This is a genomic window from Aeromonas sp. TECH754 (assembly GCF_056279295.1).
In genome coordinates, this window is sequence record NZ_JBWBRA010000001.1 from 482,279 (window position 1) to 506,992 (window position 24,714).

Annotated in this window: 20 protein-coding genes and 2 tRNA genes; 14 read left to right on the forward strand and 8 right to left on the reverse strand. The window is 62.5% G+C overall.

Going from position 1 to position 24,714, the window contains the following annotated elements; all coding sequences use genetic code 11:
* Window positions 1-176 precede the first annotated feature (176 nt).
* Complete coding sequence (locus tag ACZ9IL_RS02165) at window positions 177-1,175, forward strand: NAD-dependent epimerase/dehydratase family protein (RefSeq protein ID WP_476002012.1); 999 nt, start codon at window positions 177-179, stop codon at window positions 1,173-1,175.
* Between the two features lie 66 nt (window positions 1,176-1,241).
* On the opposite strand, the gene ACZ9IL_RS02170 is transcribed toward ACZ9IL_RS02165, so the two are convergent.
* The 4 genes from ACZ9IL_RS02170 to cydD all read right to left on the reverse strand — a co-directional run bounded on the left by ACZ9IL_RS02170 (window position 1,242) and on the right by cydD (window position 5,757).
* A complete protein-coding gene (locus tag ACZ9IL_RS02170; RefSeq protein WP_476002013.1) occupies window positions 1,242-1,655 on the reverse strand; it encodes a DUF488 domain-containing protein in 414 nt (137 codons plus the stop codon).
* A 5-nt stretch (window positions 1,656-1,660) separates the two neighbouring features.
* Entirely contained in the window at window positions 1,661-2,035 is a 375-nt protein-coding gene (gene rcsF / locus ACZ9IL_RS02175) for an Rcs stress response system protein RcsF (protein WP_476002014.1), read from the reverse strand.
* Window positions 2,036-2,258: 223 nt separating this feature from the next.
* Window positions 2,259-3,989 carry a heme ABC transporter ATP-binding protein/permease CydC gene (cydC, locus tag ACZ9IL_RS02180; protein WP_476002015.1) on the reverse strand — a complete coding sequence of 577 codons (1,731 nt, stop codon included), beginning with the start codon at window positions 3,987-3,989 and terminating at the stop codon, window positions 2,259-2,261.
* Entirely contained in the window at window positions 3,982-5,757 is a 1,776-nt protein-coding gene (gene cydD, locus ACZ9IL_RS02185; protein WP_476002016.1) for a heme ABC transporter permease/ATP-binding protein CydD, read from the reverse strand. The genes cydC and cydD overlap by 8 nt, the downstream gene beginning before the upstream one ends.
* A gap of 201 nt (window positions 5,758-5,958) precedes the next feature.
* Between cydD and ACZ9IL_RS02190 the strand changes: the two genes are divergently transcribed.
* A tRNA-Gly gene (locus ACZ9IL_RS02190) sits at window positions 5,959-6,032 on the forward strand.
* Window positions 6,033-6,137: 105 nt separating this feature from the next.
* Window positions 6,138-6,212 (forward strand) — tRNA-Gly (locus tag ACZ9IL_RS02195).
* A 147-nt stretch (window positions 6,213-6,359) separates the two neighbouring features.
* On the opposite strand, the gene arcA is transcribed toward ACZ9IL_RS02195, so the two are convergent.
* The gene (arcA, locus tag ACZ9IL_RS02200; RefSeq protein WP_033130442.1) at window positions 6,360-7,079 is read right to left on the reverse strand and encodes a two-component system response regulator ArcA; all 720 of its coding nucleotides are present in this window, start codon (window positions 7,077-7,079) and stop codon (window positions 6,360-6,362) included.
* Window positions 7,080-7,667: 588 nt separating this feature from the next.
* Here arcA and rraA point away from each other — a divergent pair.
* A complete protein-coding gene (gene rraA, locus ACZ9IL_RS02205; protein ID WP_476002017.1) occupies window positions 7,668-8,147 on the forward strand; it encodes a ribonuclease E activity regulator RraA in 480 nt (159 codons plus the stop codon).
* Between the two features lie 4 nt (window positions 8,148-8,151).
* Here rraA and ACZ9IL_RS02210 read toward each other — a convergent pair whose 3' ends face one another.
* Window positions 8,152-8,628 carry a hypothetical protein gene (locus tag ACZ9IL_RS02210; protein ID WP_476002018.1) on the reverse strand — a complete coding sequence of 159 codons (477 nt, stop codon included), beginning with the start codon at window positions 8,626-8,628 and terminating at the stop codon, window positions 8,152-8,154.
* A 165-nt stretch (window positions 8,629-8,793) separates the two neighbouring features.
* Between ACZ9IL_RS02210 and ACZ9IL_RS02215 the strand changes: the two genes are divergently transcribed.
* On the forward strand, window positions 8,794-9,183 hold the full coding sequence (locus tag ACZ9IL_RS02215) for an META domain-containing protein (protein ID WP_476002019.1): 390 nt from the start codon (window positions 8,794-8,796) through the stop codon (window positions 9,181-9,183).
* Between the two features lie 99 nt (window positions 9,184-9,282).
* On the opposite strand, the gene aceK is transcribed toward ACZ9IL_RS02215, so the two are convergent.
* Complete coding sequence (aceK, locus tag ACZ9IL_RS02220; protein WP_476002020.1) at window positions 9,283-11,010, reverse strand: bifunctional isocitrate dehydrogenase kinase/phosphatase; 1,728 nt, start codon at window positions 11,008-11,010, stop codon at window positions 9,283-9,285.
* 196 nt (window positions 11,011-11,206) lie between these two features.
* Here aceK and ACZ9IL_RS02225 point away from each other — a divergent pair, with 196 nt between their 5' ends.
* The 6 genes from ACZ9IL_RS02225 to ACZ9IL_RS02250 all read left to right on the forward strand — a co-directional run bounded on the left by ACZ9IL_RS02225 (window position 11,207) and on the right by ACZ9IL_RS02250 (window position 19,344).
* A complete protein-coding gene (locus ACZ9IL_RS02225) occupies window positions 11,207-11,899 on the forward strand; it encodes a tRNA/rRNA methyltransferase (protein WP_476002021.1) in 693 nt (230 codons plus the stop codon).
* Between the two features lie 257 nt (window positions 11,900-12,156).
* Window positions 12,157-14,616, forward strand: coding sequence for a bifunctional aspartate kinase/homoserine dehydrogenase I (gene thrA / locus ACZ9IL_RS02230; protein ID WP_476002022.1), 2,460 nt, complete (start codon window positions 12,157-12,159; stop codon window positions 14,614-14,616).
* A 2-nt stretch (window positions 14,617-14,618) separates the two neighbouring features.
* Complete coding sequence (thrB, locus tag ACZ9IL_RS02235; RefSeq protein ID WP_476002023.1) at window positions 14,619-15,599, forward strand: homoserine kinase; 981 nt, start codon at window positions 14,619-14,621, stop codon at window positions 15,597-15,599.
* Window positions 15,596-16,870 (forward strand): threonine synthase, encoded by a 1,275-nt coding sequence (thrC, locus tag ACZ9IL_RS02240; RefSeq protein WP_476002024.1) that lies wholly within the window; start codon window positions 15,596-15,598, stop codon window positions 16,868-16,870. Before thrB ends, thrC begins: the two co-directional genes overlap by 4 nt.
* 140 nt (window positions 16,871-17,010) lie before the next feature.
* On the forward strand, window positions 17,011-17,409 hold the full coding sequence (locus ACZ9IL_RS02245; protein ID WP_476002025.1) for a YybH family protein: 399 nt from the start codon (window positions 17,011-17,013) through the stop codon (window positions 17,407-17,409).
* Window positions 17,410-17,769: 360 nt separating this feature from the next.
* Window positions 17,770-19,344 carry an ATP-binding cassette domain-containing protein gene (locus tag ACZ9IL_RS02250; RefSeq protein WP_476002026.1) on the forward strand — a complete coding sequence of 525 codons (1,575 nt, stop codon included), beginning with the start codon at window positions 17,770-17,772 and terminating at the stop codon, window positions 19,342-19,344.
* Window positions 19,345-19,802: 458 nt separating this feature from the next.
* On the opposite strand, the gene ACZ9IL_RS02255 is transcribed toward ACZ9IL_RS02250, so the two are convergent.
* Window positions 19,803-21,827, reverse strand: a complete 2,025-nt coding sequence (locus ACZ9IL_RS02255) for a BCCT family transporter (RefSeq protein WP_476002027.1) — start codon at window positions 21,825-21,827, stop codon at window positions 19,803-19,805.
* A 253-nt stretch (window positions 21,828-22,080) separates the two neighbouring features.
* Between ACZ9IL_RS02255 and ACZ9IL_RS02260 the strand changes: the two genes are divergently transcribed.
* The 3 genes from ACZ9IL_RS02260 (at window position 22,081) to tsgA (ending at window position 24,674) form a co-directional block, all read left to right on the forward strand.
* Window positions 22,081-22,482, forward strand: a complete 402-nt coding sequence (locus ACZ9IL_RS02260; protein WP_476002028.1) for a hypothetical protein — start codon at window positions 22,081-22,083, stop codon at window positions 22,480-22,482.
* A gap of 272 nt (window positions 22,483-22,754) precedes the next feature.
* Complete coding sequence (gene deoD / locus ACZ9IL_RS02265) at window positions 22,755-23,456, forward strand: purine-nucleoside phosphorylase (protein ID WP_476002029.1); 702 nt, start codon at window positions 22,755-22,757, stop codon at window positions 23,454-23,456.
* A gap of 54 nt (window positions 23,457-23,510) precedes the next feature.
* The gene (gene tsgA / locus ACZ9IL_RS02270; protein WP_476002030.1) at window positions 23,511-24,674 is read left to right on the forward strand and encodes an MFS transporter TsgA; all 1,164 of its coding nucleotides are present in this window, start codon (window positions 23,511-23,513) and stop codon (window positions 24,672-24,674) included.
* Window positions 24,675-24,714: the final 40 nt, after the last annotated feature.

Genomic DNA, 24,714 nt, shown 5'->3' on the forward strand with positions numbered 1-24,714 from the left:
AGACGGCCCCAAAACGCAGGCACCGCCTCGCTATGCTCCTCGTCGTGATCCCTGTCCCATCCCGGCACCATGAGGGCTGTGCCAGGGCGCCGACTTGCGTAGGGTGAGGCAGGGACATGTCGGCATGGCGCTCGCACCTATCCAGGTCAGCGGATCGTGCTGCAGAGGGGACAGGGATGAAACTGCTTGTTATCGGCGGCACCGGCTTTTTGGGGCGCCATCTCACCGCGCTGGCGCTGGATTGGGGTCACGAGGTGACGCTGTTCAATCGCGGTCACCGCCCGCACCCGGACTGGCGCGAGCTGAGCCTGCTGCAAGGGGACAGAGAGCGGGATCTCAGCGCGCTGCAGGGGGAGGGGCTGCACTGGGATCTGGTCATCGACACCTGCTGCTATAGACCCGAGCAGGCGGCCAGCCTGTCCGCCGCCTTGCTCGGACGCTGCGAGCGGCTGATCTTCATCTCCACCATCAGCGTCTATCGCGACTTCGCCCGGGCAGGGATGGATGAGTCGGCCCCCTTGCATGAGATTGCAGAAGGGGAGATGCCAGCGGACTACGGCCCCCTCAAGGTGCTGTGCGAGGCCGAGTATCGTGCCCGCTGGGGGGAGCGGCTTTGCATACTGCGCCCAGGCGTCTTGTGTGGCCCTCAGGATCCCACCGGTCGCCTGGCCTGGTGGGTGAAACGGGTGCAGCGGGGCGGTCCCTGGTTGCTGCCGGGGGAGGGGCAGGACCGGTTGCAGTATCTGGACGTGCGAGACTGCGCCGAGTTCGTGCTGCGCTGTGCCGAGCAGCGGCTGGGAGGCTGCTTCAACCTGCTCAAACCCGGTATCGCGCTGGTGGACTGGGTGGATCGCCTCGCCGCCCGGCTGGTACCGGTGGCGCCGCTTCAGCCAGAGTGGTTACCCTGGTCTGCGCTGCTGGCGGCCGGGGTGGAGCCCTGGCAGAGCTACCCCACGCTGCTCCCCAACGAGCTGGCCGAGTATGCGGGCTATGGCCAGATCAGCGCCGAGGCAGCCATCGTCCATGGCCTCAACTTCCGGCCGCTGGAGGAGACGGTGGCCGATCTCGCCGACTGGTTGACGGCCGAGGGGCAGGCCGCTGCCTTGCCGGGACTCAGTGCCACTGAGGAGCAGGCCTTGCGCCAACGGGTGCAGGCCGCCCACAGCCTGCCGTAGGGGTCTGGCGAGGCGCAGCGTGCACCCTGAAAGCAGAGAGGGCGTCCCACGGGACGCCCTCTCTGTCTATCTGTTCGCGAATGGTTCGGCGCCTTGGCGCAGCACGGCACCGCAATCGGCCAGCAACGCCCTGAGCAGGCCACGATGGCAGTGGGACTCCTGCTCGCAGTAGCAGCCCACCGACAGATTGGTGGTATGGGAGAGCGCGGCCAGCAGCGCCAGATCGTGGCGGGCGGCCGGGGTCGCCATCTCCGCCTTGTATTGTTTGCAGAAGGCGGCCCACTGGGCCGGCGTCTCGGCACCCTGACCCAGCTTCATAGTCTCGGGGCTGGGGGCCAGGTTGGGGAACCAGACGTCGTACCAATCCTGGGTCGCGAATTCGCTCTTGGGCACGCCACGGGGCGGACGGCGCACCGTGCCGATGCGCAGCCCTTCATCGGGCAGGCGGGGACTGCCGAGCCGGACGATGGCGAGCGCCATGTCGATTACTTCTCTTCGGCGACTTTCAGCGCCTGGCCGTAGCAGATCACCTGCTTCAGGCAGCCCGGCACATCGCTGAACTCGGCGCACTTGTCGAAACTGACGCCGTTGCCGCCCATGTCGGCGGCGCGGCGACGGGCCAGGGTGCGAGCCTCACCTGCGTTGGGCACCGGCTGATTGGTGTCGCTCTGGCAGGATTCCCCCTCGACGGTGCCGAGGTAGAGGTAGTTGAGATCGGCAAGCTGGCCCTGCTCATAGATCCGGACGCTGCCTGGCTTGAAGTAGTCGTCGAAGTTCTCCTTGTCCAGATTGCTGTTGAAGGAGAAGTAGGCGCAACCTGAGGTGAAAAGGGGCAGCAGCAATAGGGTCAGGCGTTTCATGTCGGCATCTTGTTGAACGGTGAGAGGGCCATTATAGGGGTCAGTCGCTGCCTGGGACCAGCCCCATTTTTAGCCAGCAAGACGGGGTGTGATGGGGATCAGACCGATGCCAGCCGTTGATGTTGAGGCGGATCGCCATCATCGAGCCGGCATACTTTCAAGAGAGTCGAAAGAGTGAGGGGGCATGGATGCCCCCTCTTTCATGCTTTCTCTGGCAAGGGGATCAGGCTGGCGCCAGCCGCTGATGCAGGCTGCGGTAGTAGTCATCGGCCAGCAGCTCGGCGTGGGGAGCACACAGGCGGATCTGTCCTTCCTCCATCAGGGCGATGCGATCCATTCGGTCCAACCCCAGCAGGCGATGGGAGATGAGCAGCAGGGAGCGATCGGCACCGAGTTCGAACAACAGATCCATGATCTCCCGCTCGGTCTGGCTGTCGAGCCCTTCGGTCGGCTCGTCCAGCAGCCAGAGCGGGGCATCGTGCAGCAGGGCGCGGGCGATGCCGATGCGGCGGCGTTCGCCCCCGGAGAGCGGGCGACCACCATCCCCGAGCCAGGCGTCCAGTCCGGCGTCATCTTCCAACAGGGAGCCAAGACCCACCTGCTCCAGCACCTTGATGAGCCGCGCATCGTCGGCTGCGGGTGCGGCCAGCTTGAGGTTGTCGCGCAGGGTGGCGGCAAACAGGTGTACCCGCTGGCTCACCACCGAGAAGGAGGTGCGTAGCGCCGCTTCGCTGTAGGCGCTCAAGGGCTTGCCACCGAGCAGGATCTCCCCCGATTGCGGGTTCCAATCCCGGGTCAGCAGTCCCATCAAGGTGGATTTGCCACAGCCGGTCTGGCCCAGCAGCGCCAGCTTCTCACCGGCCCGCAGTTGCAGGCTGCAACCCCGCAGCACGGGCTGAGGGTTGCCTGGGTAAGCGAAGTGGAGGTCGCGGATCTGCAGGGAACCATCGTGGGCAGGTTGCTGCTCATCACCCCAGTCGGGGGCCTTGGCCTCTTGCAGTATCTCGTTGAGACGGCGGGCCGAGGTGAGGCTGGTGGAGAGATGCTGGAAGGCGCCCGCCAGTGGCAGCAGCGCCTCGAAGCTCGCCAGGGTGGCGAACACCATCAGCGCCGTGATGGGATCCGGCAGGGCGCCGCCCACGCCGTGGCCAGCCAGCCACAGCATCAGGGTCAGGGTCCAGCCGCTGAGCAACTGGACGCTGGCATTGGCCAGCCCGCTCACCCTGGCCATGCGGGCCTGGGCGCGGATCAGGGCCTGCTCGGCCTGTTGCAGCTCGCCGAGCGCCTTGGGGGCGGCGGCAAACATCTGCAACTCGGCCTGGCCGTCCAGATAGTCCACCAGTCGGGTGCGCAGGCTGGATTTCTCGGCGATCAGGGCCTGGCCCGGCGTGCGGCCGGCGAAGTAGAACACCAGCGGCAGGGCAATCATGCCGAGCAGCAGGATGGCGCCGAGGGTGAGTGCCAGCCGGCTGTCGAAGAAGGAGAGGAAGAACACCAGCCCGGCGCAGCTGAGCAGGGCCGCACCTATGGGGGTGATGAGGCGCAGGTAGACGTGATCCATGGCGTCGATATCGGCTACCAGCCGGTTGAGCAGATCCGCCTGGCGGAACCCGGCCAGGGCGCCGGTCTGAAGCGGCGAGAGTTTTTGCCAGAACCAGACCCGCAGCCGGGTCAGCACCCGGAAGGTGGCGTCATGGCTCACCACCCGCTCACCCCAGCGGCTGGCGGTGCGGATGATGGAGAAGAAGCGCACGCCCCCGGCCGGGGTCATGTAGTTGAAGGTGTCACGACTGGCCGCGGCCAGTCCGGCCACCGCGGCGGCGGAGAGGAACCAGCCGGACAGCGACAACAGTCCCATGCCGGCCACCAGGGTCACCAGCGCCAGCAGCAGGCCGAGGGTGAGGCTGAGCCAGTGCTGGCGGTAGAGACGCAGAAACGGCAGTAGATCACGCATCGAGAGAGTCCCCTTGGGAGAGGTGTTGTGACAAGAGGCGGGCAAAGGGCCCCTTGGCCTCGCTGAGTTGCTGGAAGCTGCCTTGCTCCACCAACAAGCCACGCTCCAGCACCAGGATATTGTCCATCTTGGTGAGCTGGTCGAGGCGGTGGGTGATCATCAACAGGGTCTGGCCTTCCGCTGCCTGTTCGAGGGTGCTCATGATGGCGCGCTCCGAGTGGCGATCCAGGCTGGCGGTGGGTTCATCCAGCACCATCAGCTGGGTCGACTTGAGCAGGGTGCGGGCCAGGGCGAGGCGCTGGGCCTGACCGACCGAGAGGCCGCCAGCCTGATCGCCGATGGGATAGTCGAGCCCCTTCTCCTTGGCAAACTGCCAGGCATCCGCCCGTTGCAGGGCGGCTTCCAGCTCGGCATCGCTCGCAGAGGGTTTGGCGAGCAGCAGGTTGTCACGCAAGGAGGCGTGGAACAGTTGCGGGTTCTGGGACAACCAGCCGAGCTGCAATCGCCACTGGCTCATGTCGAGGCTGGCGAGCTCCTGGCCGTTGACCTTCAGCTCACCGCGATAGGGGGCAAAACCGAGCAGGGCGTTGACCAGCGAGCTCTTGCCCGCCCCGCTGATGCCGACCAGCGCGGTGCGCGAGCCGGGGGCCAGGGTGAAATCGAGGGGGCCGACCAGCACCTTGCCCTCGGCGCTCAACACCTCCAGTCCACGGGCTTCCACCAGGATGGGGCCCTGGGCCTGGAAGGGGGCCGTGCCCGATGCCGGTTCGCTGACCTCGGCCTCCAGGAATTCCAGCAACTGTTCGGCGGCGCCTATGGCCTGCGCCTTGGCGTGATAGTGGGCGCCGAGCTCGCGCAGGGGGGCGTAGAACTCGGGGGCGAGGAACAGCACGAACAGGCCGGTAAAGAGCGTGACCTTGACGCCATAGTTGCCAAAGTTCAGGTGATCTATGTAGGAGAAGCCGAAGTAGACCGCTACCAGCGCCACCGCGATGGCGGCGAAGAACTCCAGCACGGCGGTGCTCAAGAATGCGAGGCGCAGCACCTCCATGGTGCGTTCCCGGAAATCTTCAGAAGCATCGCGAATGGCCTCACCTTCGGCCTGAGTACGCAGGAAGAGCTGTAGGGTACGCAGCCCCTTCAGGCGATCGAGGAAGTGGCCGGAGAGCCGTGCCAGCGACTGGAAGTTGCGGCGGTTGGCATCGGCGGCGCCGACCCCCACCAGGATCATGAACAGCGGAATGAGCGGCGCCGTGCCAAGCAGTATGATGCCGGCGGCCCAGTTGACCGGGAACACGGCCACCAGGATCACCACAGGGATGAAGACGGCGACGGCCATCTGGGGCAGGTAGCGGGAGAAGAATTCCTGCATGTCTTCGATCTGCTCCAGCAGCAGGCTGGCCCAGCTACCGGCAGGACGGCGCTGGATGTAGGCCGGCCCGAGGCGGCCGAGGCGGGTGAGCACCAGCTCACGGATGGCCTGGCGCACTGCGCTGCCGGCCTTGAAGCTGGCGATCTCGCGTCCGTAGGCAAGCCCGGCCTTGGTCAGTGTCACCAGCAGCAGGGTAATGAAGAGGGGGATGGATTGCTCGGGGGTCGTGCCCTCGATGATGAAGCCGTGGAGCAGGGTCGCCAGCAGCCAGGCCTGGGCCACCATCAAGATACCCTGGCCCATGCCAAGGCCGATGGATAGACCGATCCAGCGTCGGCCATGGCTCGACTGCTTGCGCAACCAGCCATAGAGATGTTTCTGTCTGTGCTTGTCCATTACCACCCTCCTCAAACGAGTGGCGCAAGACTATCGTCGCCCCCTGTGCTTGGCAACCTTGCCGTGCCGGGAGCCTGAGACTGTTTGCTTGAAAAACCACCTTCATGCTCATTAGTTGGTCGAACAGCTTGATTTATGGCAAAAAACACGATGGCGGTGATTGCGCTCACCGGCAAAATGCATATAGTAGAGGCCACTGACGCGGGTGTAGTTCAATGGTAGAACGGTAGCTTCCCAAGCTGCATACGTGGGTTCGATTCCCATCACCCGCTCCACATTCTGATGCCCGGTAGGCAACTCGTCTCGTTATCGCCTCTGCTTCGCACGCCCTTCTTGACGCTGATTCACTACCTTGTATCCATTGCGATTTCTGATGCCAGGCGGGCATCGTATAATGGCTATTACCTCAGCCTTCCAAGCTGATGATGCGGGTTCGATTCCCGCTGCCCGCTCCAGTTTTCATGCAAAAAGCCCACTCAATCGAGTGGGCTTTTTGTTTTCCGGCTCACTGGGTCGTGCCCGCGGTGTTGCTCCGATCGCCGAAAACAGAAGAGGCGCCAACGGCGCCTCTTCTTACCACACAGAGTTCTGATGAGCAGGGATTATTCCTGCTCCAGCTCGCCGCAGAAGCGGTAGCCTTCGCCATGAATGGTGGCGATGATCTCAGGAGTGTCACCCACGCTCTCGAAGTGCTTGCGGATGCGGCGGATGGTGACATCCACGGTGCGGTCGTGGGGCTTGAGCTCACGGCCGGTCATCTTCTTGAGCAGCTCGGCACGGGTCTGGATCTGGCCCGGGTTTTCGCAGAAGTGCAGCATGGCACGGAATTCGGAGCGCGGCAGCTTGAACATGTCGCCCGCCGGGCTGACCAGTGCGCGGCTGTTGATGTCCAGCGCCCAGCCGTTGAACAGGTAACGTTCGACCAGCTTCTTCTCTTCGCCGCCGGCCGTCACGTTCATGGTGCGGCTCAGTAGGTTGCGGGCACGGATGGTCAGCTCGCGGGGGTTGAACGGCTTGGTGATGTAATCATCGGCACCGATCTCCAGGCCCAGGATCTTGTCCACCTCGTTGTCACGACCGGTCAGGAACATCAGGGCGATGTTGTCATCTTCACGCAGCTCGCGTGCCAGCAACAGGCCATTTTTGCCCGGCAGGTTGATGTCCATGATCACCAGATTGATGGTGTGGGTGGTCAGGGCCTGGTGCATCTCGTCGCCATTGTTGGCTTCAAGCACTATGTAGCCTTCGGCCTCGAAGATACTTTTGAGCGTATTACGAGTGACCAGTTCGTCTTCGACGATCAGAATGTGCGGTGTTTGCATTGAGTATTCCCAGATTCTTATCAGTTAATTTTCGAAATTTTAACACTCTTTGGCGTTATCCGACCGATCCTGAAAATTTATTACGTCATCCTGGATATGAATATCAGGTCGAATCATCGCGAATGTGGTATCAGCGTTGGCAAACATCCCTGTGCCATCTGTAGGCACTCATCAAATCTGAGCGAGCAAAGCCTGAATAGTCATCCATTACAAAAGTTGCTGCATTTTATCAGTTAACAGGCGCATAACAACACTCTTTGCCGTCAGATAGCAACTTTTTAACTCAGGTTTGATATAGGTCAATCCCTGAGTTCGCTGCATGATACTTGGGCTGGCCCGCTTTTTCGCCCCTATGGAATGTAATGGGATGTAACATGTGGTTGACATGGATTTGTGGGAAAACTACAGAAAACTGTGTCTTATTGCCCCCTGGCACCATCCTCTTGGCCTGTCTGCGCCATCACCACCGTCTGATATTCAGCCATGCCCGAGCTCATGTCGTCACCTCCTGCGTCTCACTGGATTGTCAGAGTCACGGCTTGATGAAAGAATGAGCGGACTCACTCATTCCATGGAAGGATGCTGAACATGCTGGATTTACTGCCCGATCTTTGCGACCTACACGGCGATGCCCTGCAGGTGGCTGAGCCGCTGTTTCACGACTATGGTGGCAAGCCGTTGTTTCATGGTCAGGCGGTCACCCTCTCCTGTTTCGAAGACAACAGCCTGGTGCGAGAGCTGGTGACCCGCCCCGGTCAGGGCAAGGTGATGGTGATCGACGGCGGTGGTTCCCTGCGCCGCGCCTTGCTCGGGGATCAGCTGGCCATCAAGGCGGCGGAACAAGGCTGGGAAGGCATACTGATCCACGGTGCGGTGCGGGATGTGGGTACCCTAGGGACGCTGGCGCTGGGGGTCAAGGCGCTGGCGGCTTGTCCGGTCAAGACCGAGAAACTGGGTAAGGGCGAGCTGGATACCGTGGTCTCTTTCGCCGGGGTGACCATAGCTCCGGGTGACTATGTCTACGCCGATCTCAACGGCGTGCTGGTGAGCGGTGCCCGGCTCATCTGATAGCTCAGAAGTTGAAACCAACACCCAGGGTGAGGAACTGCTCGGTGCTGAAGGCACTGACACCGTAATTGGCGGTGATCGCCAGCTGGGGTGTCAGCAGCAGGCTGCTGTTGAGCTCTACCAGCGTGCTGGGCTTGCTCACCTCCAACTGCTTGAGCTGGCTGCCGATGTTCAGAGAAGGGGAGAGCTGGTAGCGCACCCCCGAGCTGATATTGAAGCCGGCCTGCTCGCTGTGAGTGCCGATGGCGGGCCCTGCCTCCATGTAGAGGCTGACATCGTCTTGCACCGGGTATTGGTAGCCGGTGTTGATGAGCCAGAGATCGAAGTTGTCGCTGTGATGGGTCTGGTTGCCGAGCAGCACGCCGGAGTAGCTTTTCACGTAGAGTTGGCTCTCTGCTCCATTCTGGAGAAAGCTCCAGTCAGCTGCCTGGGCCGAGAGACTGAGGCCGGATGCGAGTGCGATGATGAGAGACTTGACCATTCGTTTCCCCTCCCTGGGTCCGAACAGGACTACAAGCATGGCACATGACGACGGGGAGTAAAGGCTACCTCACTCACAATAAAAGAGTTTTAGTTGGCGCTACGCTCGTGGTACAGAGACCCCTCATTTCGCGTCTTCACGCTTTTTCCATTGGGAGATGAACGCATGAACAAGAAACTGACCCTGCTGGCCGTACTGGCCCTGGGAGGCTGCGCCATGGCAACGGGTGCCAATATGGCAGAGTTGCAAGCATCGAGCTGGCAGCTGCAAGGGGCGAGCGGCGATGCCTTCACTTTGCAGGTCGCCGGTGACAAGGTGGTCGGCAAGGGCGGCTGCAACCGCTACTTTGGCGCCATCACCCAGCAGGGCGACGGCGTCCTGGTGCTGGGCCCGCTGGGATCGACCCGCATGATGTGCGCGGGGGATCTGGCCGCCAAAGAGTCGAACTATCTGCAGACTCTGGAGAAGGTCGCGACCTTCCAGATCGAGGGCCAGCAGCTGGTGTTGAGCGATGCCAACAAGGCGGCGCTACTCACCTTCGATGCGGTGAAATAACCGGAGCCGCCGTCAGCGTCTGTCGTAACCGGACGCGGATATCGGAAATAGAAAGGGACGCCGCGGCGTCCCTTTCTGATGGGGCTGGGATGAGATGACTCATCCTCCCCGCTGAAAGCGAAAGCGCTTCTTGCGCCGGTAGGGATAGACATCCTCGAACACCCCCTCCTTGATGTTGCTCTGCAGCATCTTCCAGTAATTGGCATCGAACAACTCCCTGTGTACCTGCATCATGATTGTCCTCACCTGGGGCTTTTGCAGCAGGAAGGTGGCGAACTCCTCGGGGAAGATGTCGTTGGGGGCGACCGAATACCAGGGCTCGGCGCTCCACTCGTCCTCCGGGTAGCGCGGCGGCGGGATCTGGCGGAAGTTGCACTCCGTCATGTAGCAGATCTCGTCGTAGTCGTAGAACACCACCCGGCCATGGCGGGTCACGCCAAAGTTCTTGAACAGCATGTCACCGGGAAAGATGTTGGCCGCCGCCAGCTGCTTGATGGCATTGCCGTACTCCTCCAGCGCGAGCCGGGTCTGCTGCTCGTCCGCCCTGTCCAGATAGAGGTTGAGCGGGATCATCTTGCGCTCGGTGTAGAGGTGCTTGATCACCAGCTTGTCGGCGGTGAGGGTGAGCGCCGAGGGGGCCACCGCTTTCAGCTCGGTGAGCAGCTCCGGGGAAATCCGCTCCAGCGGAAACTCGAAGTTGGTGAACTCCTGGGTATCGGCCATGCGACCCACTCTATCGTGCTGTTTCACCAGCCGGTATTTCGCCTTCACCTGCTCGTGGCTCACGTCCTTTGGCGGGGTGAACTCGTCTTTTATCACCTTGAACACCACGTCGTAGGAGGGGAGGGTGAACACGCTCATCACCATCCCCTTGATGCCGGGGGCGATGACGAACTGCTCCCGGCTTGCCATCAGATGCTGCTGATAGTGGCGATAGAGCTCGGTCTTGCCGTGCTTTTGGCAGCCGATGGCGTTGTAGATCTCGTAGTCGGGTTTGCGGGGCATGATCTGGCGCAGGAACAGTACGAACAGCGCCGGCACCGGGGCATAGACCATGAAGTAGGCGCGGGCGAAGCCGAACACGATGGAGGCCAGCTCCGGCTCGAAGATGACGGTGTCCACATAGATGTGCTGGCCGGTGCTGAGCAGCGGCAGTATGAAGGGGTGAACCTCTCCCTTCACCCGAATAAGTCCCACCAGATAGGCGCCCTTGTTGCGGTAAAACACCTCCTTCAAGAGCTCGATGGCAAACGGCTCGTCATGCAGGATACTCGGTCCGTTCTCGGCAAGATGGCGGTGGATGTCGACGATATCCCGCTGTTTGTCCTCATAAGGCAGGGTGAAGCTGTAATCCCCGAGCAGCTTGCTCAGGGTCTGCGGCAACTGGGTGAGGCTGGTGCGATAGACCCGCAGCAGGCCGCTGAGATCGGGCCTGTCACCGCGGCTGCAAAAGGGGTGGATGTAGAGGTTCTCGTCGCGGATGTTGCGATGGCGGAAGATACGGCGATAGACGGAGTTGAAGAAGGACTCTGCCACCTCGAAGTTCTCGCATTTGGGCAGCAGATCGCTGAAGGCCCCCTTTACCTGCTTGAGCAGCGCCTGGCTCGGCAACTGCTCCCCCATCATCTGCTTGATCAGCGCCGTGGTGGCGCCCACGTGGTGGTCGTAGAGGCGAATGCGCTCGCGCCCGGCGAGCTGCACCCCCAGCCAGTCACTGTTCTCGAAGCGGCTCTTGCTGCCTTGGGTGATCTCCAGAAAGCGGCTGTAAAATGACTCGAAGCGCTGCAAGATCGTCTCGGCGACGGCCTGTTCCAATGGCTGCTGCATCTCTCTCTTCCTTGTGATCTGTCGGGCCGATAGCGTCTTTATTTGTCTGCAATTTGTTCACTCGTCCGGCCACTATGGCAACATCCAAACATCTGTTCAAGTGGCATTTTTCGGGCAGAAACGGTAGATTGCGCCCCTGTTTTGCCGATGGTTCGCAGCCGTTTGCACCGTCGGTCCTGCCCAATGAGGAAACCCAATGAAACTCTATTTTGTGCTGGTGGCGCCGGCCCGGGCGGCCAACGTCGGGGCGGCCGCCCGTGCCATGAAAACCATGGGCTTCGATGCCATGCGTCTGGTGGCGAGCCGGGTGCACGAAGAGGAGGAGGCGAGCTGGGTGGCCCACGGGGCACAGGAGATCCTGGCCGAGGCCGAGGCCTTCGACACCCTGGCCGAGGCGCTCGCCGACATGGATCTGGTGGTCGCTACCACCGCCCGCCAGCGTGGCCGCTATCAGCACTACCTCACCCCGGCCGAGATCCGCGATCAGATCCGCGCCAAACCACCCCTTGGCAAGGTCGCCATCGTGTTTGGCTGCGAGGAGTCGGGGCTTTCCAATGAGCAGCTTGCCCAAGTGGATCTTATTAGCTACCTGCCCCTCAAGGTGAGTTACCCCTCCCTGAACCTGGGTCAGGCGATCATGCTGTATGCCTACGAGATGAGCCAACTGCTGGACGAGCCAGAGGGCGTAGCAGAAAATTTTGATAACACCGGGCAGGTTCGGGTGCTGAAATCAAAAACAGCAGAAATTCTCGGTGATATCGGGATTTCGCAGGATGAAAAACTGCATCAATGGGTGATGGACCGAGTGCCCATGCTGCCGCAGCGGGATTTGAATATGCTGCATCTGCTCTGTAAAGACCTCGCCCGCAAGCTTGGCAAAGAGGTTTAAGTTGACAGCTTTGCTGTCGGCGCGGTATTGCTAAAAGCCAGCTTCGTTCAAGAGTGTTCGTCATGCAGTCATTCATCAATGTCACCACCACCATTATTACCGGTACCACCACAGGTGGCACTGGGGCCGGTTGATGCGCTGACGAACAAGCACAGAAATCAAAAAAGGCCCGTACCCACCCAGTACGGGCCTTTTTGTTGGATAGTTTTCAGGCCGATTTTCAGGTCACTTTGCAGGGAATACAGGGAGAGAAAGCGATGAGAGTGTTGAAGTTTGGCGGGTCGTCACTGGCCGACGCAGAGCGTTTCTTACGGGTAGCCGATATCGCGGTCAATACCCACGGCCAATCCCAGGTTGCTCTGGTGCTGTCGGCACCGGCCAAGGTGACCAATCACTTGGTTGCCCTGGTAGAGCAGACCAGTCGCGGCATGGATGCCAGCCCCACCCTGTTTGAAATCAACGGTATCTTCTCCCGCCTGCTGGCGGGGCTGAAGGCCGCTTACCCGGCGCTGGACGACAAGGCGCTGCTGGCCCGCCTGACCAGCGAACTGGATCAGGTGGAGCGGCTGATGCAGGGCATCCGGCTGCTGGGGCTTTGCCCGGACAACGTGCAGGCCCGCATCCTGAGCCGGGGCGAGAACCTTTCCATCGCCTTTATGCACGAGCTGCTGCGGGTGCGCGGCCTCGAACTGGATCTCATCGTGCCGGAGCAGCTGCTGGCCACCGACGGTGGCTACCTGGAGGCTCACGTCGACATCGAGGCTTCCCGCCTGCGCTTCGCCGCCAAGGGACTGCGCAGCGATTGCCTCTACCTGATGCCGGGCTTCACCGGTGCCAGCGACAAGGGCGAAACCGTGCTGCTGGGCCGTAACGGCTCCGACTACAGCGCCGCCGTCCTGGCCGCCTGCGTCGATGCGGAGTGCTGCGAGATCTGGACCGACGTGGAAGGTTGCTACAACTGCGATCCGCGCCTGGTGCCGGATGCCTACCTGCTCAAAACCCTCTCCTACAAGGAGGCGATGGAGCTCTCCTACTTCGGCGCCAAGGTGCTGCACCCGAAAACCATCGCCCCGGTGGCCCAGTTCCACATTCCCTGCCTCATCAAGAACAGTTTCAACCCGCAGGGGCCGGGCACCCTCATTGGCGTCGAGCAGGGGGATGACGACCTGAAAGTGAAAGCCATCTCGGATCTCTCCGGCATGTGCATGTTCAACGTCTCCGGCCCCGGCATGAAGGGCATGGTGGGCATGGCGGGCCGGATCTTCTCCGCCGTCTCCCGCGCCGGGGTCAGCATAGTGCTGATCACCCAGTCATCAAGCGAGTACAGCGTCAGCTTCTGTATCCACAGCTATGACAGCGACAAGACCCGCAAGGTGCTGGAGCGCGAGTTCGAGCTGGAATTCAAGAACCAGCTGCTGGATCCGCTCGAGATCATGACCGATCTCGCCATCATCTCCCTCATCGGTGACGGCATGCGCACCAGCAAGGGGATGGCGGCCCGCTTCTTCACCTCCCTGGCCCAGGCCTCCATCAACATCGTCGCCATCGCGCAGGGTTCGAGCGAGCGCTCCATCTCCGCCGTGGTGCGGGATCGCAAGGTGGCGGAGGCCATCAAGGCCTGCCACCAGAACTTCTTCGGCAGCCAGCAGTTCATCGATCTGTTTGTGGTCGGTGTGGGCGGCGTCGGCGCGGCCCTGGTGGATCAGATTGCCCGCCAGCAACCCGTGCTGGCCGAGCAGGGCACAGGCCTGCGAGTGGTCGGCATCGCTAACAGCCGCCAGATGGCGGTCAACAAGGATGGCCTGAACCTCGCCAACTGGCGCGAGCAGCTGGTAGAGGCCCCAGGCAGCTTCAGCCTGGAGGCGGTGAAGAAGGCGGTGGAAGAGAGCCACCTCATCAACCCGGTGATCGTCGATTGCACCTCGAGCGAGGCCGTCGCCGTCCAGTATGCGGACTTCCTGGCCGCCGGTTTCCACGTGGTTACCCCGAACAAGAAGGCCAACACAGGGTCGCTCGATTACTACAAGGCGCTGCGCCGCACCGCCCGCCAGACCCGTCGCAAGTTCCTGTACGAGACCAACGTCGGTGCCGGCCTGCCGGTCATCGAGAACCTGCAGAACCTCATCAAGGCCGGCGACAAGCTGCGCGCCTTCGACGGCGTGCTGTCCGGGTCCCTCTCCTTCATCTTCGGCAAGCTGGACGAGGGCATGGCCTTCTCCGAGGCGACCAAGATTGCCCGCGGCAATGGCTTCACCGAGCCGGATCCCCGCGACGATCTCAACGGCATGGACGTGGCCCGCAAGCTGCTGATCCTGGCCCGCGAGGCCGGCATGGCGTTGGAGCTGTCCGACGTGGAAGTGGAGCAGGCGCTGCCGCCGGGCTTCGACGTCAGCGGCGATGTGGAGGCCTTCATGGCTCGCCTGCCGGAAGCCGACGGCTGGTTCCGCGATCAGTTCGCGCTGGCCCAGAGCGAGGGCAAGGTGCTGCGCTACGTGGGGTCCATCGAAGGGGGCAAGTGCAAGGTCGCCATCAAGGCGGTCGGCGCCGATGAGCCGCTGTTCAAGGTCAAGGACGGGGAGAACGCGCTCGCCTTCTTCTCCACCTATTACCAGCCCATCCCCCTGGTGCTGCGCGGCTATGGCGCCGGTACCGAGGTGACTGCCGCCGGCGTCTTCGCCGACGTGCTGCGCACCCAGAACTGGAAGCAGGAGCTATAAGCATGAGTTCAGACATGTACCAGAGCGGTAGCGTGGTGGCCTATGCCCCGGCCTCCAGTGCCAACCTGAGCGTGGGATTCGATGTATTGGGGGCGGCGCTCGCCCCCGTGGATGGCTCCCTCTTGGGGGATCGCGTCCAGGTCAAGGCGGCCGATGTGGCGTTTGCCCTCTCCTCCGTGGGCCGCTACGCCCACAAGCTGCCGGACGACCCCAAGAAGAACATCCTCTACGACTGCTGGGTAGCCTATGGCGAGGCGCTGGAGAAGCGCGGCCACAAGCTGCGCTCGCTCGAGATGGTGCTGGAGAAGAACCTGCCGGTGGGCTCGGGCCTCGGCTCCAGCGCCTGCAGCGTGGTGGCGGCGCTGGAGGGGCTCAACGCCTTCCACGATAATCTGCTAAATGAGCACGATCTCCTGCTGTTAATGGGGGAAATGGAAGGACGTATCTCTGGCTCGGTGCACTACGACAACGTGGCCCCCTGCTATCTCGGCGGCATGCAGCTGATCGTGGAAGAGGCCGGCGTCATCAGCCAGGGCATACCGGTGTTCGAGCAGTGGTACTGGGTGGTCTGCTACCCGGGCACAGTCGTCTCCACCGCCGCCGCCCGCGCCATCTTGCCGGCCCAGTATCGTCGCCAGGACTGCCTCACCTACGGCCGCCGGCTGGCGGCGTTTGTGCACGCCAGCTACAGCCAGCAGGAAGGGCTGGCGGCGAGCGTGCTCAAAGACGTGATCGCCGAGCCTTATCGCGCGGCGCTGATCGAAGGCTTCAACGAGGTGCGGGCCCAGGCGGCCCAGAACGGTGCGCTCGCCACCGGCATCTCGGGCTCTGGCCCCAGCGTCTTCGTGGTGATGAAGGATCTGGCCCAGGCCGAGCGGATGAAAGACTGGATGGACGCACATTTCGTGCAGAACGAAGATGGATTTGCCCGGGTCTGCAAATTGGACATGGCCGGGGCACGGGTAACAGGAAGCGAGCTATGAATCTTTACAATATCAAGGACAAGAGTGAACAGGTCAGCTTCGCCCAGGCAGTGCGCCAGGGTCTGGGCCGCGAGCAGGGGCTCTTCTTCCCCGAGAGGCTTGAGCCGCTGGCCGACGTGGATGCCCTGCTAGCGCTGCCGCTCGTGCCTCGCTCGGCGCGTATCATCAGCCACCTGCTGGGGGATGAAGTGCCCGCCGCCAAGGTCAGCGAGCTTATCGACGCCGCCTTCACCTTCCCGGCGCCCCTGGTGAAGTTGAAAGATGGGACCTATGCCTTGGAGCTGTTCCACGGCCCGACCCTGGCGTTCAAGGACTTCGGTGGCCGCTTTATGGCCCAGTGTTTAGCCGCGTTCAGGACCAACGACAAGATCACCATACTCACCGCCACCTCCGGCGACACCGGCGCCGCCGTGGCCCACGCCTTCTACGGGCTGGAGGGGATCGAGGTGGTCATCCTATATCCCAAGGGCAAGATCAGCCCGCTGCAGGAGGCGCTGTTCTGCACCCTTGGCGGCAATATCCGCACCATCGCCATCGACGGCGACTTCGACGCCTGCCAAGCGTTGGTGAAAGATGCCTTCGACGACGAGGCGCTGAAAAAGGCCATCGGCCTGAACTCCGCCAACTCCATCAACATCAGCCGCTTGCTGGCCCAGGTCTGCTACTACTTCGAGGCGCTGGCCCAGCTGCCACGATCCGAGCGCCATAAAGCGGTCATCAGCGTGCCGTCCGGCAACTTCGGCAACCTCACCGCAGGCCTGATTGCCAAAGCATTGGGGCTGCCGGTGAAGCGCTTTATCGCCGCCACCAACGCCAACGATACCGTGCCGCGCTACCTCAAGACAGGTCAGTGGGAGCCGCACCAGACGGTCGCGACCCTCTCCAACGCCATGGACGTGAGCCGCCCCAACAACTGGCCTAGGGTCGAGGAGCTGTGCCGCCGCAACGGCTGGGCGCTGGAGACCCTGGGTTCTGGTATGCGTGACGACGCCCAGACCCGCGATGCGCTCAAGCGCCTGCATCAGCTGGACTACCTGTGCGAACCCCACGGTGCCATCGCCTGGGATCTGCTGGGTGAGCAGTTAGGCGAGGACGAGGTAGGGGTCTTCCTCTGCACCGCCCATCCCGCCAAGTTCAAGGAGTCGGTGGATGCCATCCTGGGGCTGGACGTGCCACTGCCAGCGCCGCTCGCCAAGCACGCCGCCCTGCCGCTCCTGTCCCACAACCTGCCGGCAGAGTTCGCCCGGTTAAGGGCGTTTTTGGTGGGCTAAGCCGCCATGAGACGCTGAAGATCCCCCGATTTTATTACGAGAGCGGGGGATTTTTTATGTCCGGCATAGGGTGGGGAAACCCGCATTGGATTAAGCACCTGTTCACTATCAGAGCGTGAGCAGATCCTAAGGAACACTGTATGAGCCAGCATCCCCTTCGCACATTGATCGAGACCTGCGACGCCGCCATCTCCCGGCGCGACTTCGACGCCCTGATGGCCTTCTACGCCGAGGACGCCTCTCTGGTGGTGAAACCCGGCATGGTGGCACGCGGCATCCCCGCCATCCGCCGCGCCTTCACGGCCATCTCCGATTACTTTCAGGGCCGGCTTGAGGTGACCCAGGGGGCCATGGAGGTGATAGAGGGGGCCGACAATGCCCTGGTCATCATGGAGACCCGGCTGCGCTATCCGGACGGCGAGGGCTGGATCGATGAAACCCGGCGCGCCACCTATGTGTTTCGCAAGGAACCCGACGGGCAGTGGCGCTGCACCGTCGACAACTCCTACGGCACCGCGCTGCTGGCGGCAGTCCCATAACCCCGGCGGCTCAATGCCGCCTCACCTGGCTGGATCCTTGGCCTGCTCGCGCCCATGGTTAGCCCCTGAATCGGGGTACCGGTTCGCTCTCCGTGCTAGTCGCCGTGGTGCACGGGTTGATCTTGTTGGGGCATTTGGTTACCGTTACCGCTCTTCTGATCCCAAGAGTACTTCCTCCGATGCGCATTTAACCTGTCCGCACCCTCCAGTTTTCTGCTCCTCTTCATTGAGGCCGGGTGTGTCTTTACCGTGACAGGTTGATGTTGTCCCTCATTGCTTCTCTTGTTTGCAGGCGCTGCGTCCCTGTCATTTGGCTTCACTCTTGGCTTAGTGCTCCGGTATTGGCCTTCAGGAGTTCAGATGACCCAACTCTCATGTCATATCAAACAGTTGCAACTGCCTTATCTGCCAGGCATTGCGCCCCTCACTTTTTCCTTGCCCCGTGCGCCCTGCACCCTGATCGGTCGCAACGGCATCGGCAAGAGCCTGCTGCTGGAGGTGCTGGCGGGTCTGCGCCGGCCTGTCTCGGGCAAGGTCGAATGGTCCGTTCCCATCGCCTGGTTGTCTCAATTTGCCTCCGAAAGCGAGGGCACAGTGGCCGATCTCATCGGTTGGGGGGAGGCCCTGCGGGCCCTTGAACGCATCGAGCAGGGCAGCATCGCGAGTCGGGATTTCGATCTGCTAGGGGAGCGCTGGAACTTGCGTGGCGATCTCGCCGCGCTGCTGGCCGAGGCCGGTTTGCAGGTCGATATCAGGCAGCCCCTCAACTGTTTAAGCGGCGGCCAGCTCACCCGGCTAAGGCTGCTGGCGCTCTTCGCCGAGCCCGAGCAGTTTCTGCTGCTGGATGAACCGGACAATCACCTGGACGCCAGTGGCATCGAGTGGCTGGGGCGGCGATTGGCCAACCATAGTGGCGGCTATCTCTTGGTGAGCCACGACCGGCGATTGCTCAATCAGGCCCAGCAGATTTTCGAATTGAGCGAGCCGGGGCTGCAAAGCGCCCAGCTCTCGTTTGAGGAGTATCTCGCCCAGCAGGCTCACGAACAGGCCGCAAGGAGTGCGCGTCTGGCGCAGGCCGTGCGCAGCGAGAAAGCGGCAGCCCAGGCACTGCAAAGGGTGCGCGAGCAGGCGGCAAAGCGCGCCAGTCAGGGTCGCCGGGAGCGCGGCTCTCAGGCCAAGGTGCTGCTGGATTTCAACAAGGATCAGGCGGGCAAGTCCCTTGGCAAGGTGCTGGATCGCCACGAGCGCGGTCATCAGCAGCAACTGGGGCTCAAGGCTGATGCGGCAGCCGCCCTGGCGGCGGTGCAGCCCCTGCGCATGCAGTGGCAGGATGGGGGGGATACCAGCAAACCGAGCAGCGCCCAGCCGCTGGTGATCACTGCGGCTTGCCATTCGCGCTGGCACAACCAGAGCGTCAGTCTGGTGCTACAGCGGGGAGATCGCTGCCTGCTCAGCGGCAAGAACGGTAGTGGCAAGTCGAGCCTGCTCAAGATGTTGCAAGGGGAACTTGCGCTAGAGTCGGGTTCCTACCGGATCAGCGCCAGGCTGGTCTGTCTGGATCAGGGCTTGAGCCTGATCGATCGCGCGCTTAGCCCCTTTGCCAACTTGCTGGCTGTGGCGCCAGCTCTAACCGAGAGCGATGCCCGAACTCGGTTGGCGGGCATCGGGCTGCGTGGGGATCGCGCCTTGGCGCCCTGTCATGCTCTCAGCTGTGGCGAGCGGCTAAAACTGGGCCTGCTGATGGTGCTGGCGCAACTGCCCGACCTGCTGCTGCTCGATGAGCCTGACAGCCACCTGGATCACCCCTCGCGTCAGCTGCTCACGCAGGTGCTGGCCGATTATCCGGGCACCCTGCTGCTGATCTCCCACGATCCCGACTTTGTTGCCGGAGTGGGGATTGAGCGGGAGTATTGGTTGGAGGGGGCTAAGTTGTGAGCCGGCCCAACGCGCGGGGTCCGAATGGAGTCATGCATGCCGAATGGGTAGCATATGCCCAAGCTGCATACGCAAACCAGTCAGAAAAAGACGCAACTATCAGGAAGATCTGCGTTTTTTTCGCCAGCTCACCAATTGGTGGTCAAGCCGAATAGGGCCGACTCTTGCGGCCGGGAAATGGGTGAGCGGATATAGATTCTGATCGCGCTGATGAGGTCGCAGACCGTAGTGGCGAACGGCGATCTGTTATCTCGGCCGTTGGTTGCGGTGCCACGCGGCTGGATAGCGTTGTCGGCTGCCTTGCCCTGTGGGGCGCCGTCAACTAGCCGAGTGGCTGCCAATAAAAATCCCCCTGGATGGGGGATTTTTATTGCTCGGGTTGGGCGCCTGCTCGGCGAAGCTTCAGAGCCGGCGGGGCTGCGCCGTTTGCTAACCCGTCTTGCCAGTCAGCGGGGCCATCAGCCCCCTGATTCCGGCGGGCTGTGCTCAGGCGCCGCGCTCAGCAGATCCTGCCCCTCGTCCTGGCTCAGCACCAGATAGCGTTCGTACTGGCGCAAGACGTCGGCGCTCAGCTCGTCCCGGGTCAGGTACTGGATGTCGTAACCGGCGCGGCCGTCGGCGAAGAAGGTCATGGGCTCGAAGATGCGGGCGTCCGGGTCGTGGTTGTGGGTCGCCTCCAGCGGGTTGAAGGCGGGGGCGGGTCTGGATTCGATGCGCACCCCGTAACCGAAGTCGCGCCGCCCCTCTTGGGGCACCAGCAGCAGGCACTGATCCGGATCGCTCTGCTCGACCCGGCTGGTGAGGCCGCGGGCCTCAAACTCCCGGCACAGGGCCGTCAGGGCGGGCAGGGCTGTCTCCCTCAGGAAGCGGCGGGCATCCGCCTCGCTGGAGGGGCTCAGCAGGTGATCCATGCGGGTGCGCCACTGCTTGCCGTTCCAAAAATCGGTGGCGGGGGAGAGGCGCCTGGCCGAGTGCTCCTTGTCCGCAATCAGGCCGCGCACCAGACCGAGGCAGAGCAGCACCATGATGAAGGCGAACGGCAGGGCGGCGATGAGCGTCATGGATTGCAGCGCCGCCAGCCCCCCCGTGCTCATCAGGGTGCCCGCGGTGACACCGAGCAGCAGGGCCCAGAACAGGCGCTGCCAGATGGGGGAGCCCTCCTTGCCCTGGGTGGCGATGTTGTCGATGACGAAGGCCCCCGAGTCGGCGGAGGTGACGAAGAAGACGCTGATGAGGATGACCGCCAGCGCCGAGGTGATGTCGGCGCCCGGCAAGAGGTCGAAGAAGTTGAACAGCAGGGTGTCTATGTTGCTGACCGAGTCAATCAGGCTCTGGCCTCCCGCTTGCTGGCTGGCCCAGATGGCGGCGTTGCCGAACACCGTCATCCACAGCAGGTTGAAGGCGGTGGGCACGAACAGCACCCCGAGGATGAACTCGCGCAGGGTGCGCCCGCGGGAGATGCGGGCGATGAAGAGGCCGACGAAGGGAGACCAGGAGATCCACCAGGCCCAGTAGAGCAGGGTCCAGTTGCCAAACCAGCCTGCCTGGCGGGTCTCGCTGTAGGTGAAGGTGCGGAAGGTGAGCTGGCTCAGGGAGGAGACATAGTTGCCTATGTTCTCGGACAGAGCCCCAAGCAGGTACTGGGTGGGGCCGGCCACCAGCACGAACAGCAGCAGCACGATGGCGAGAAACAGGTTCAGCTCGGAGAGGCGCCTGACCCCCTTGTCGAGCCCGGTGACGGCAGACAGGCCGGCCAGGGCGATGACGACCCCGATGAGGCCAAAGCGGAACAGCTCCCCCGAGGTGTCCATCCCGGTGAGCCGGGTGATCCCCGCCGACAGTTGCAAGACCCCGTAACCGAGCGTGGTGGCGATGCCGAAGATGGTGCCCACCAGGGCGAAGACGTCCACCGCGTGGCCGAGCGGCCCATGGATTTTCTCCTTGAAGATGGGGTAGAGGCCTGAGCGTATGGTCAGCGGCAGATTGTAGCGAAAGCCGAAGTAGGCCAGCACCAGTCCGACGATGGCGTAGATGGCCCAGGCGTGAAAGCCCCAGTGGAAGAAGGTGGTGACCATGGCCTCGCGGGCGGCGGCGGGAGTCAGGGGCACCGCCTGGGGCGGGGAGACGAAGTGGGTCATGGGCTCGCCCACCCCGAAATACATGAGCCCTATTCCCATGCCGGCGGCAAACAGCATGGCGAGCCAGGAGGTGAAGCTGAACTCGGGCCTGGCGTCGTCCGGCCCGAGCCGGATGTTGCCGTAGCTGCTGAAGGCCAGCACCAGCAGCAGGATCAGGAACATGCCGACCACCAGCACGTAGAACCAGCTGAAGTGCTCGGCTATCCAGCTCTGGCCTGCGCCAAAGAAGCGGGCGGCCGCTTCCGGCGCTAGGGAGCAGACAGCCAGCAGCCCCAGGATGAAGAGCAGACCGGGAATGAAGATGGGTAGCGACAGTGTGCATCTGGGGGGGCGGGGAGCGTTCATGGGACACCTTTGAGTAGAGGGACTCAAGACACTATAAAACCATTGTTCCCTAAACAAATGAAAAGAGATGGCATTTAGCGCAAGCCCACACGGCAGCGCCTGCGTCACTTTGCAGCAATTTGGCGCGTCGGTGGTGGCGGCTTTGGTCGTCCGAGGGCGGGGCGACTATAGTGCAATCGGAAGAGAGAGGCGGGTAAAGCCCGGTTCTCCTATCGCCAGAACCACAATCAAATCAATGATGAGGGCTTGTCATATGAAAGGTATCGCCATCCTGATGACTGTGTTGCTGTTCGGTATGGGAGTTGCGCACAGCGCCACGCCTACGGTGCAGAGTGCGGGTTCGGCGGCGCAGCAAGCGTGCGAGGCCCAGGCCGCGGCCAAGAAGCTGGCGGGAGCGGCCAAGACCAGCTTTGTCGGCAAGTGCGTCAAGGATGCTGCCGCGACTGCACCGGCCAACGCCAAGGCGAGCCAGTGCGAGAAGGCGGCGGCCGACAAGAAGCTCGCAGGGGCGGCCAAGAACAGCTTTATCCAGAAGTGCGTGAAGACGGATGCCGCGGCCGACAAGGCAGCCCAGTGTGATAAGGCTGCGGCCGACAAGAAGCTGGCGGGCGCCGCCAAGAACAGCTTCGTGCAAAAGTGCGTCAAGACCACATAAGCCGATAACGCTGGAATTGATTGTGCAGTGATGGCGGGGGCGTGGGCCCCCGCACTTTTTTGTGTTGTGCAATGGTTCTGGGCTGATCAGCGCCTTGGGCAAGTCGCAGAGAGGTCTCGACATGATTCGTTGGTGTTGCCTGCCAGTGCCTGAGAACAAGTTGTCAGAACTGGGATCTCGATCGGGGCAACAGGACTTTTGTCCTGCAAGGGGCGAGGGGACGGGGGCTAGGATGCGCTCATCTACAGGAGTCAAACTGGAGCACAACAATCATGACAGCTCATATCAATGCCAACCCGGGCGATTTCGCCGAGACCGTCATCATGCCGGGGGATCCGCTGCGGGCCCGCTATATCGCCGAGACCTTTCTGACCGATGCGCGCGAGGTGACCAATGTGCGCAACATGCTGGGCTACACCGGCTACTACAACGGCCAGCGCATCTCTGTGATGGGTCACGGCATGGGGATCCCCTCCATGGTGCTCTACGCCCACGAGCTGGTGAACGACTTCGGGGTCAAGCGCATCATCCGCATCGGCAGCCTGGGGGCAACCCAGCGCCACGTACAGATGCGTGACGTCATCCTGGCCCAGGCGGCGGGCACCGATTCTCCCACCAATGCCAAGCGCAGCGCCGGTTATCAGATGGCTACCTCGGCCGACTTCGCCCTGCTGCACAAGGCGTACACCCAGGCGCAGGAGAAGGGCATTCCGGTCAAGGTCGGCAATATCTTCACCGGTGATCTCTATTACGATCCGGACGAAAACCTCATTCCGGCGCTGGAGAAGTTTGGCGTGCTCGGCATCGACATGGAGGTAGCCGGTCTCTACGGGCTGGCCCATCAGCAGGGGATCGAGGCGCTCGCCATCCTGACCGTTTCCGACCACTGCCTGACCGGTGAAGAGACCACTGCCGAGGAGCGGCAGCTTTCCTTCAACCAGATGATCGAGCTGGCGCTGCACACCGCGCTCTGAGCTATGTGACCCGCACCACCCTGCACGCACCCTGACCCTTATGAGAGATCCAATATGAACAATAAGCTCTCCCTCACTGCCATCAGCTTCCTGGCCAACTTCGTGATGGCCGGTTTTGCGACCCAGTTCGGCATGCTGATCGACCCCATCGCCGCCAAGTTCGGCGCCGATGTCAATCAGGTGGCCTCCATCTTCTCCCTGCTCAACGGTGGGGCGCTGGCGGGCACCATTGCCGCCTTCTTCCTCATCGAGAAGGTGGGTCTCAAGCGGATGACGCTGCTCTGCTACGGCCTGATCGCGCTGGCGGCGGCCTCGCTCCATCTGACCGGTTCCCTCTATGTGGTGATGGCGGCCATGACGGTGATCGGCCTGTGTGGCGGGGTGGGGCTCTGCATCGCGGGAACCCTTGTGGTGAGCGTCTGGAAGGAGCGGATGCAGAGCACCATGCTGGTGGTGCAGGATGCCACCTTCAACGTGGCTGGGGTGGTCTTCCCGCTCATCACCACCTACACCCTGACTCACGCCATGGCGTGGAGCTGGAGCTATCTGGCTGTGGGCGTGGTGGCGCTGGCGACCATGCTGGTGGCGGTGCTGACCAACTTCCGCAGCTGCGAGGCGGGCGGCGAGAGCGCCGGTAACGAGCACTCCGAGTGGAACCTTGGCATCATCAGCGGTGGCTTGGGGCTCTTCCTCGGCATGTTGGCGCTCTATACCTTCCTCACCTGGGCGCCCATGTTCGTGAAGAACAAGTTCGGTATCCCCTTCGAGGAGGCGGGCAACATCATCACCCAGTACTGGACGGCGGCCCTACTCGGCGCCCTGGTATCGACGGTGATTGTCACCCGCATCCCGATCCGTACCTTCCTGCTGGTGATTATCACCCTGGCGATGGGGATGACGACCCTGATCGTCACCACCGACAACCTGAGCCAGCTGCCTTACCTCACCTATGGTTACGGCTTTGTCTGCGCGGCCCTCTACAACGCCTTTATCGCCTACGGGGTGTCGTTTGTGCACCAGGCATCGAGCAAGAACGTCTCCTATATCCTCATCAGCGGCAGCGCGGGCGCCATGTTCAGCCCGGCCATCAGCGCTCTGCTGGAGCAGGTGATCGGTCTGCAGGCGGTGATGTACGCCATCCCGCTGATCTACGGCCTGATCCTCGCCATGCTGGTGGCTTCGTTGCGCATCGCCCGGCCCCAGCCTTGTCTGGCCTGAGCGGGAGAGTGAATGGCAAGAGGGGCGGTATCGACCGCCC

Coding starts and splice junctions, on each gene's coding strand:
- ACZ9IL_RS02225 (WP_476002021.1), top strand. CDS start 11,207: ATGAAACTCTATTTTGTGCTGGTGGCGCCGGCCCGGGCGGCCAACGTC.
- ACZ9IL_RS02210 (WP_476002018.1), bottom strand. CDS start 8,628: ATGGTCAAGTCTCTCATCATCGCACTCGCATCCGGCCTCAGTCTCTCG.
- aceK (WP_476002020.1), bottom strand. CDS start 11,010: ATGCAGCAGCCATTGGAACAGGCCGTCGCCGAGACGATCTTGCAGCGC.
- ACZ9IL_RS02250 (WP_476002026.1), top strand. CDS start 17,770: ATGACCCAACTCTCATGTCATATCAAACAGTTGCAACTGCCTTATCTG.
- rcsF (WP_476002014.1), bottom strand. CDS start 2,035: ATGAAACGCCTGACCCTATTGCTGCTGCCCCTTTTCACCTCAGGTTGC.
- ACZ9IL_RS02255 (WP_476002027.1), bottom strand. CDS start 21,827: ATGAACGCTCCCCGCCCCCCCAGATGCACACTGTCGCTACCCATCTTC.
- arcA (WP_033130442.1), bottom strand. CDS start 7,079: ATGCAAACACCGCACATTCTGATCGTCGAAGACGAACTGGTCACTCGT.
- ACZ9IL_RS02170 (WP_476002013.1), bottom strand. CDS start 1,655: ATGGCGCTCGCCATCGTCCGGCTCGGCAGTCCCCGCCTGCCCGATGAA.
- ACZ9IL_RS02245 (WP_476002025.1), top strand. CDS start 17,011: ATGAGCCAGCATCCCCTTCGCACATTGATCGAGACCTGCGACGCCGCC.
- thrB (WP_476002023.1), top strand. CDS start 14,619: ATGAGTTCAGACATGTACCAGAGCGGTAGCGTGGTGGCCTATGCCCCG.
- ACZ9IL_RS02215 (WP_476002019.1), top strand. CDS start 8,794: ATGAACAAGAAACTGACCCTGCTGGCCGTACTGGCCCTGGGAGGCTGC.
- cydC (WP_476002015.1), bottom strand. CDS start 3,989: ATGCGTGATCTACTGCCGTTTCTGCGTCTCTACCGCCAGCACTGGCTC.
- rraA (WP_476002017.1), top strand. CDS start 7,668: ATGCTGGATTTACTGCCCGATCTTTGCGACCTACACGGCGATGCCCTG.
- thrC (WP_476002024.1), top strand. CDS start 15,596: ATGAATCTTTACAATATCAAGGACAAGAGTGAACAGGTCAGCTTCGCC.
- deoD (WP_476002029.1), top strand. CDS start 22,755: ATGACAGCTCATATCAATGCCAACCCGGGCGATTTCGCCGAGACCGTC.
- ACZ9IL_RS02260 (WP_476002028.1), top strand. CDS start 22,081: ATGAAAGGTATCGCCATCCTGATGACTGTGTTGCTGTTCGGTATGGGA.
- ACZ9IL_RS02165 (WP_476002012.1), top strand. CDS start 177: ATGAAACTGCTTGTTATCGGCGGCACCGGCTTTTTGGGGCGCCATCTC.
- tsgA (WP_476002030.1), top strand. CDS start 23,511: ATGAACAATAAGCTCTCCCTCACTGCCATCAGCTTCCTGGCCAACTTC.
- cydD (WP_476002016.1), bottom strand. CDS start 5,757: ATGGACAAGCACAGACAGAAACATCTCTATGGCTGGTTGCGCAAGCAG.
- thrA (WP_476002022.1), top strand. CDS start 12,157: ATGAGAGTGTTGAAGTTTGGCGGGTCGTCACTGGCCGACGCAGAGCGT.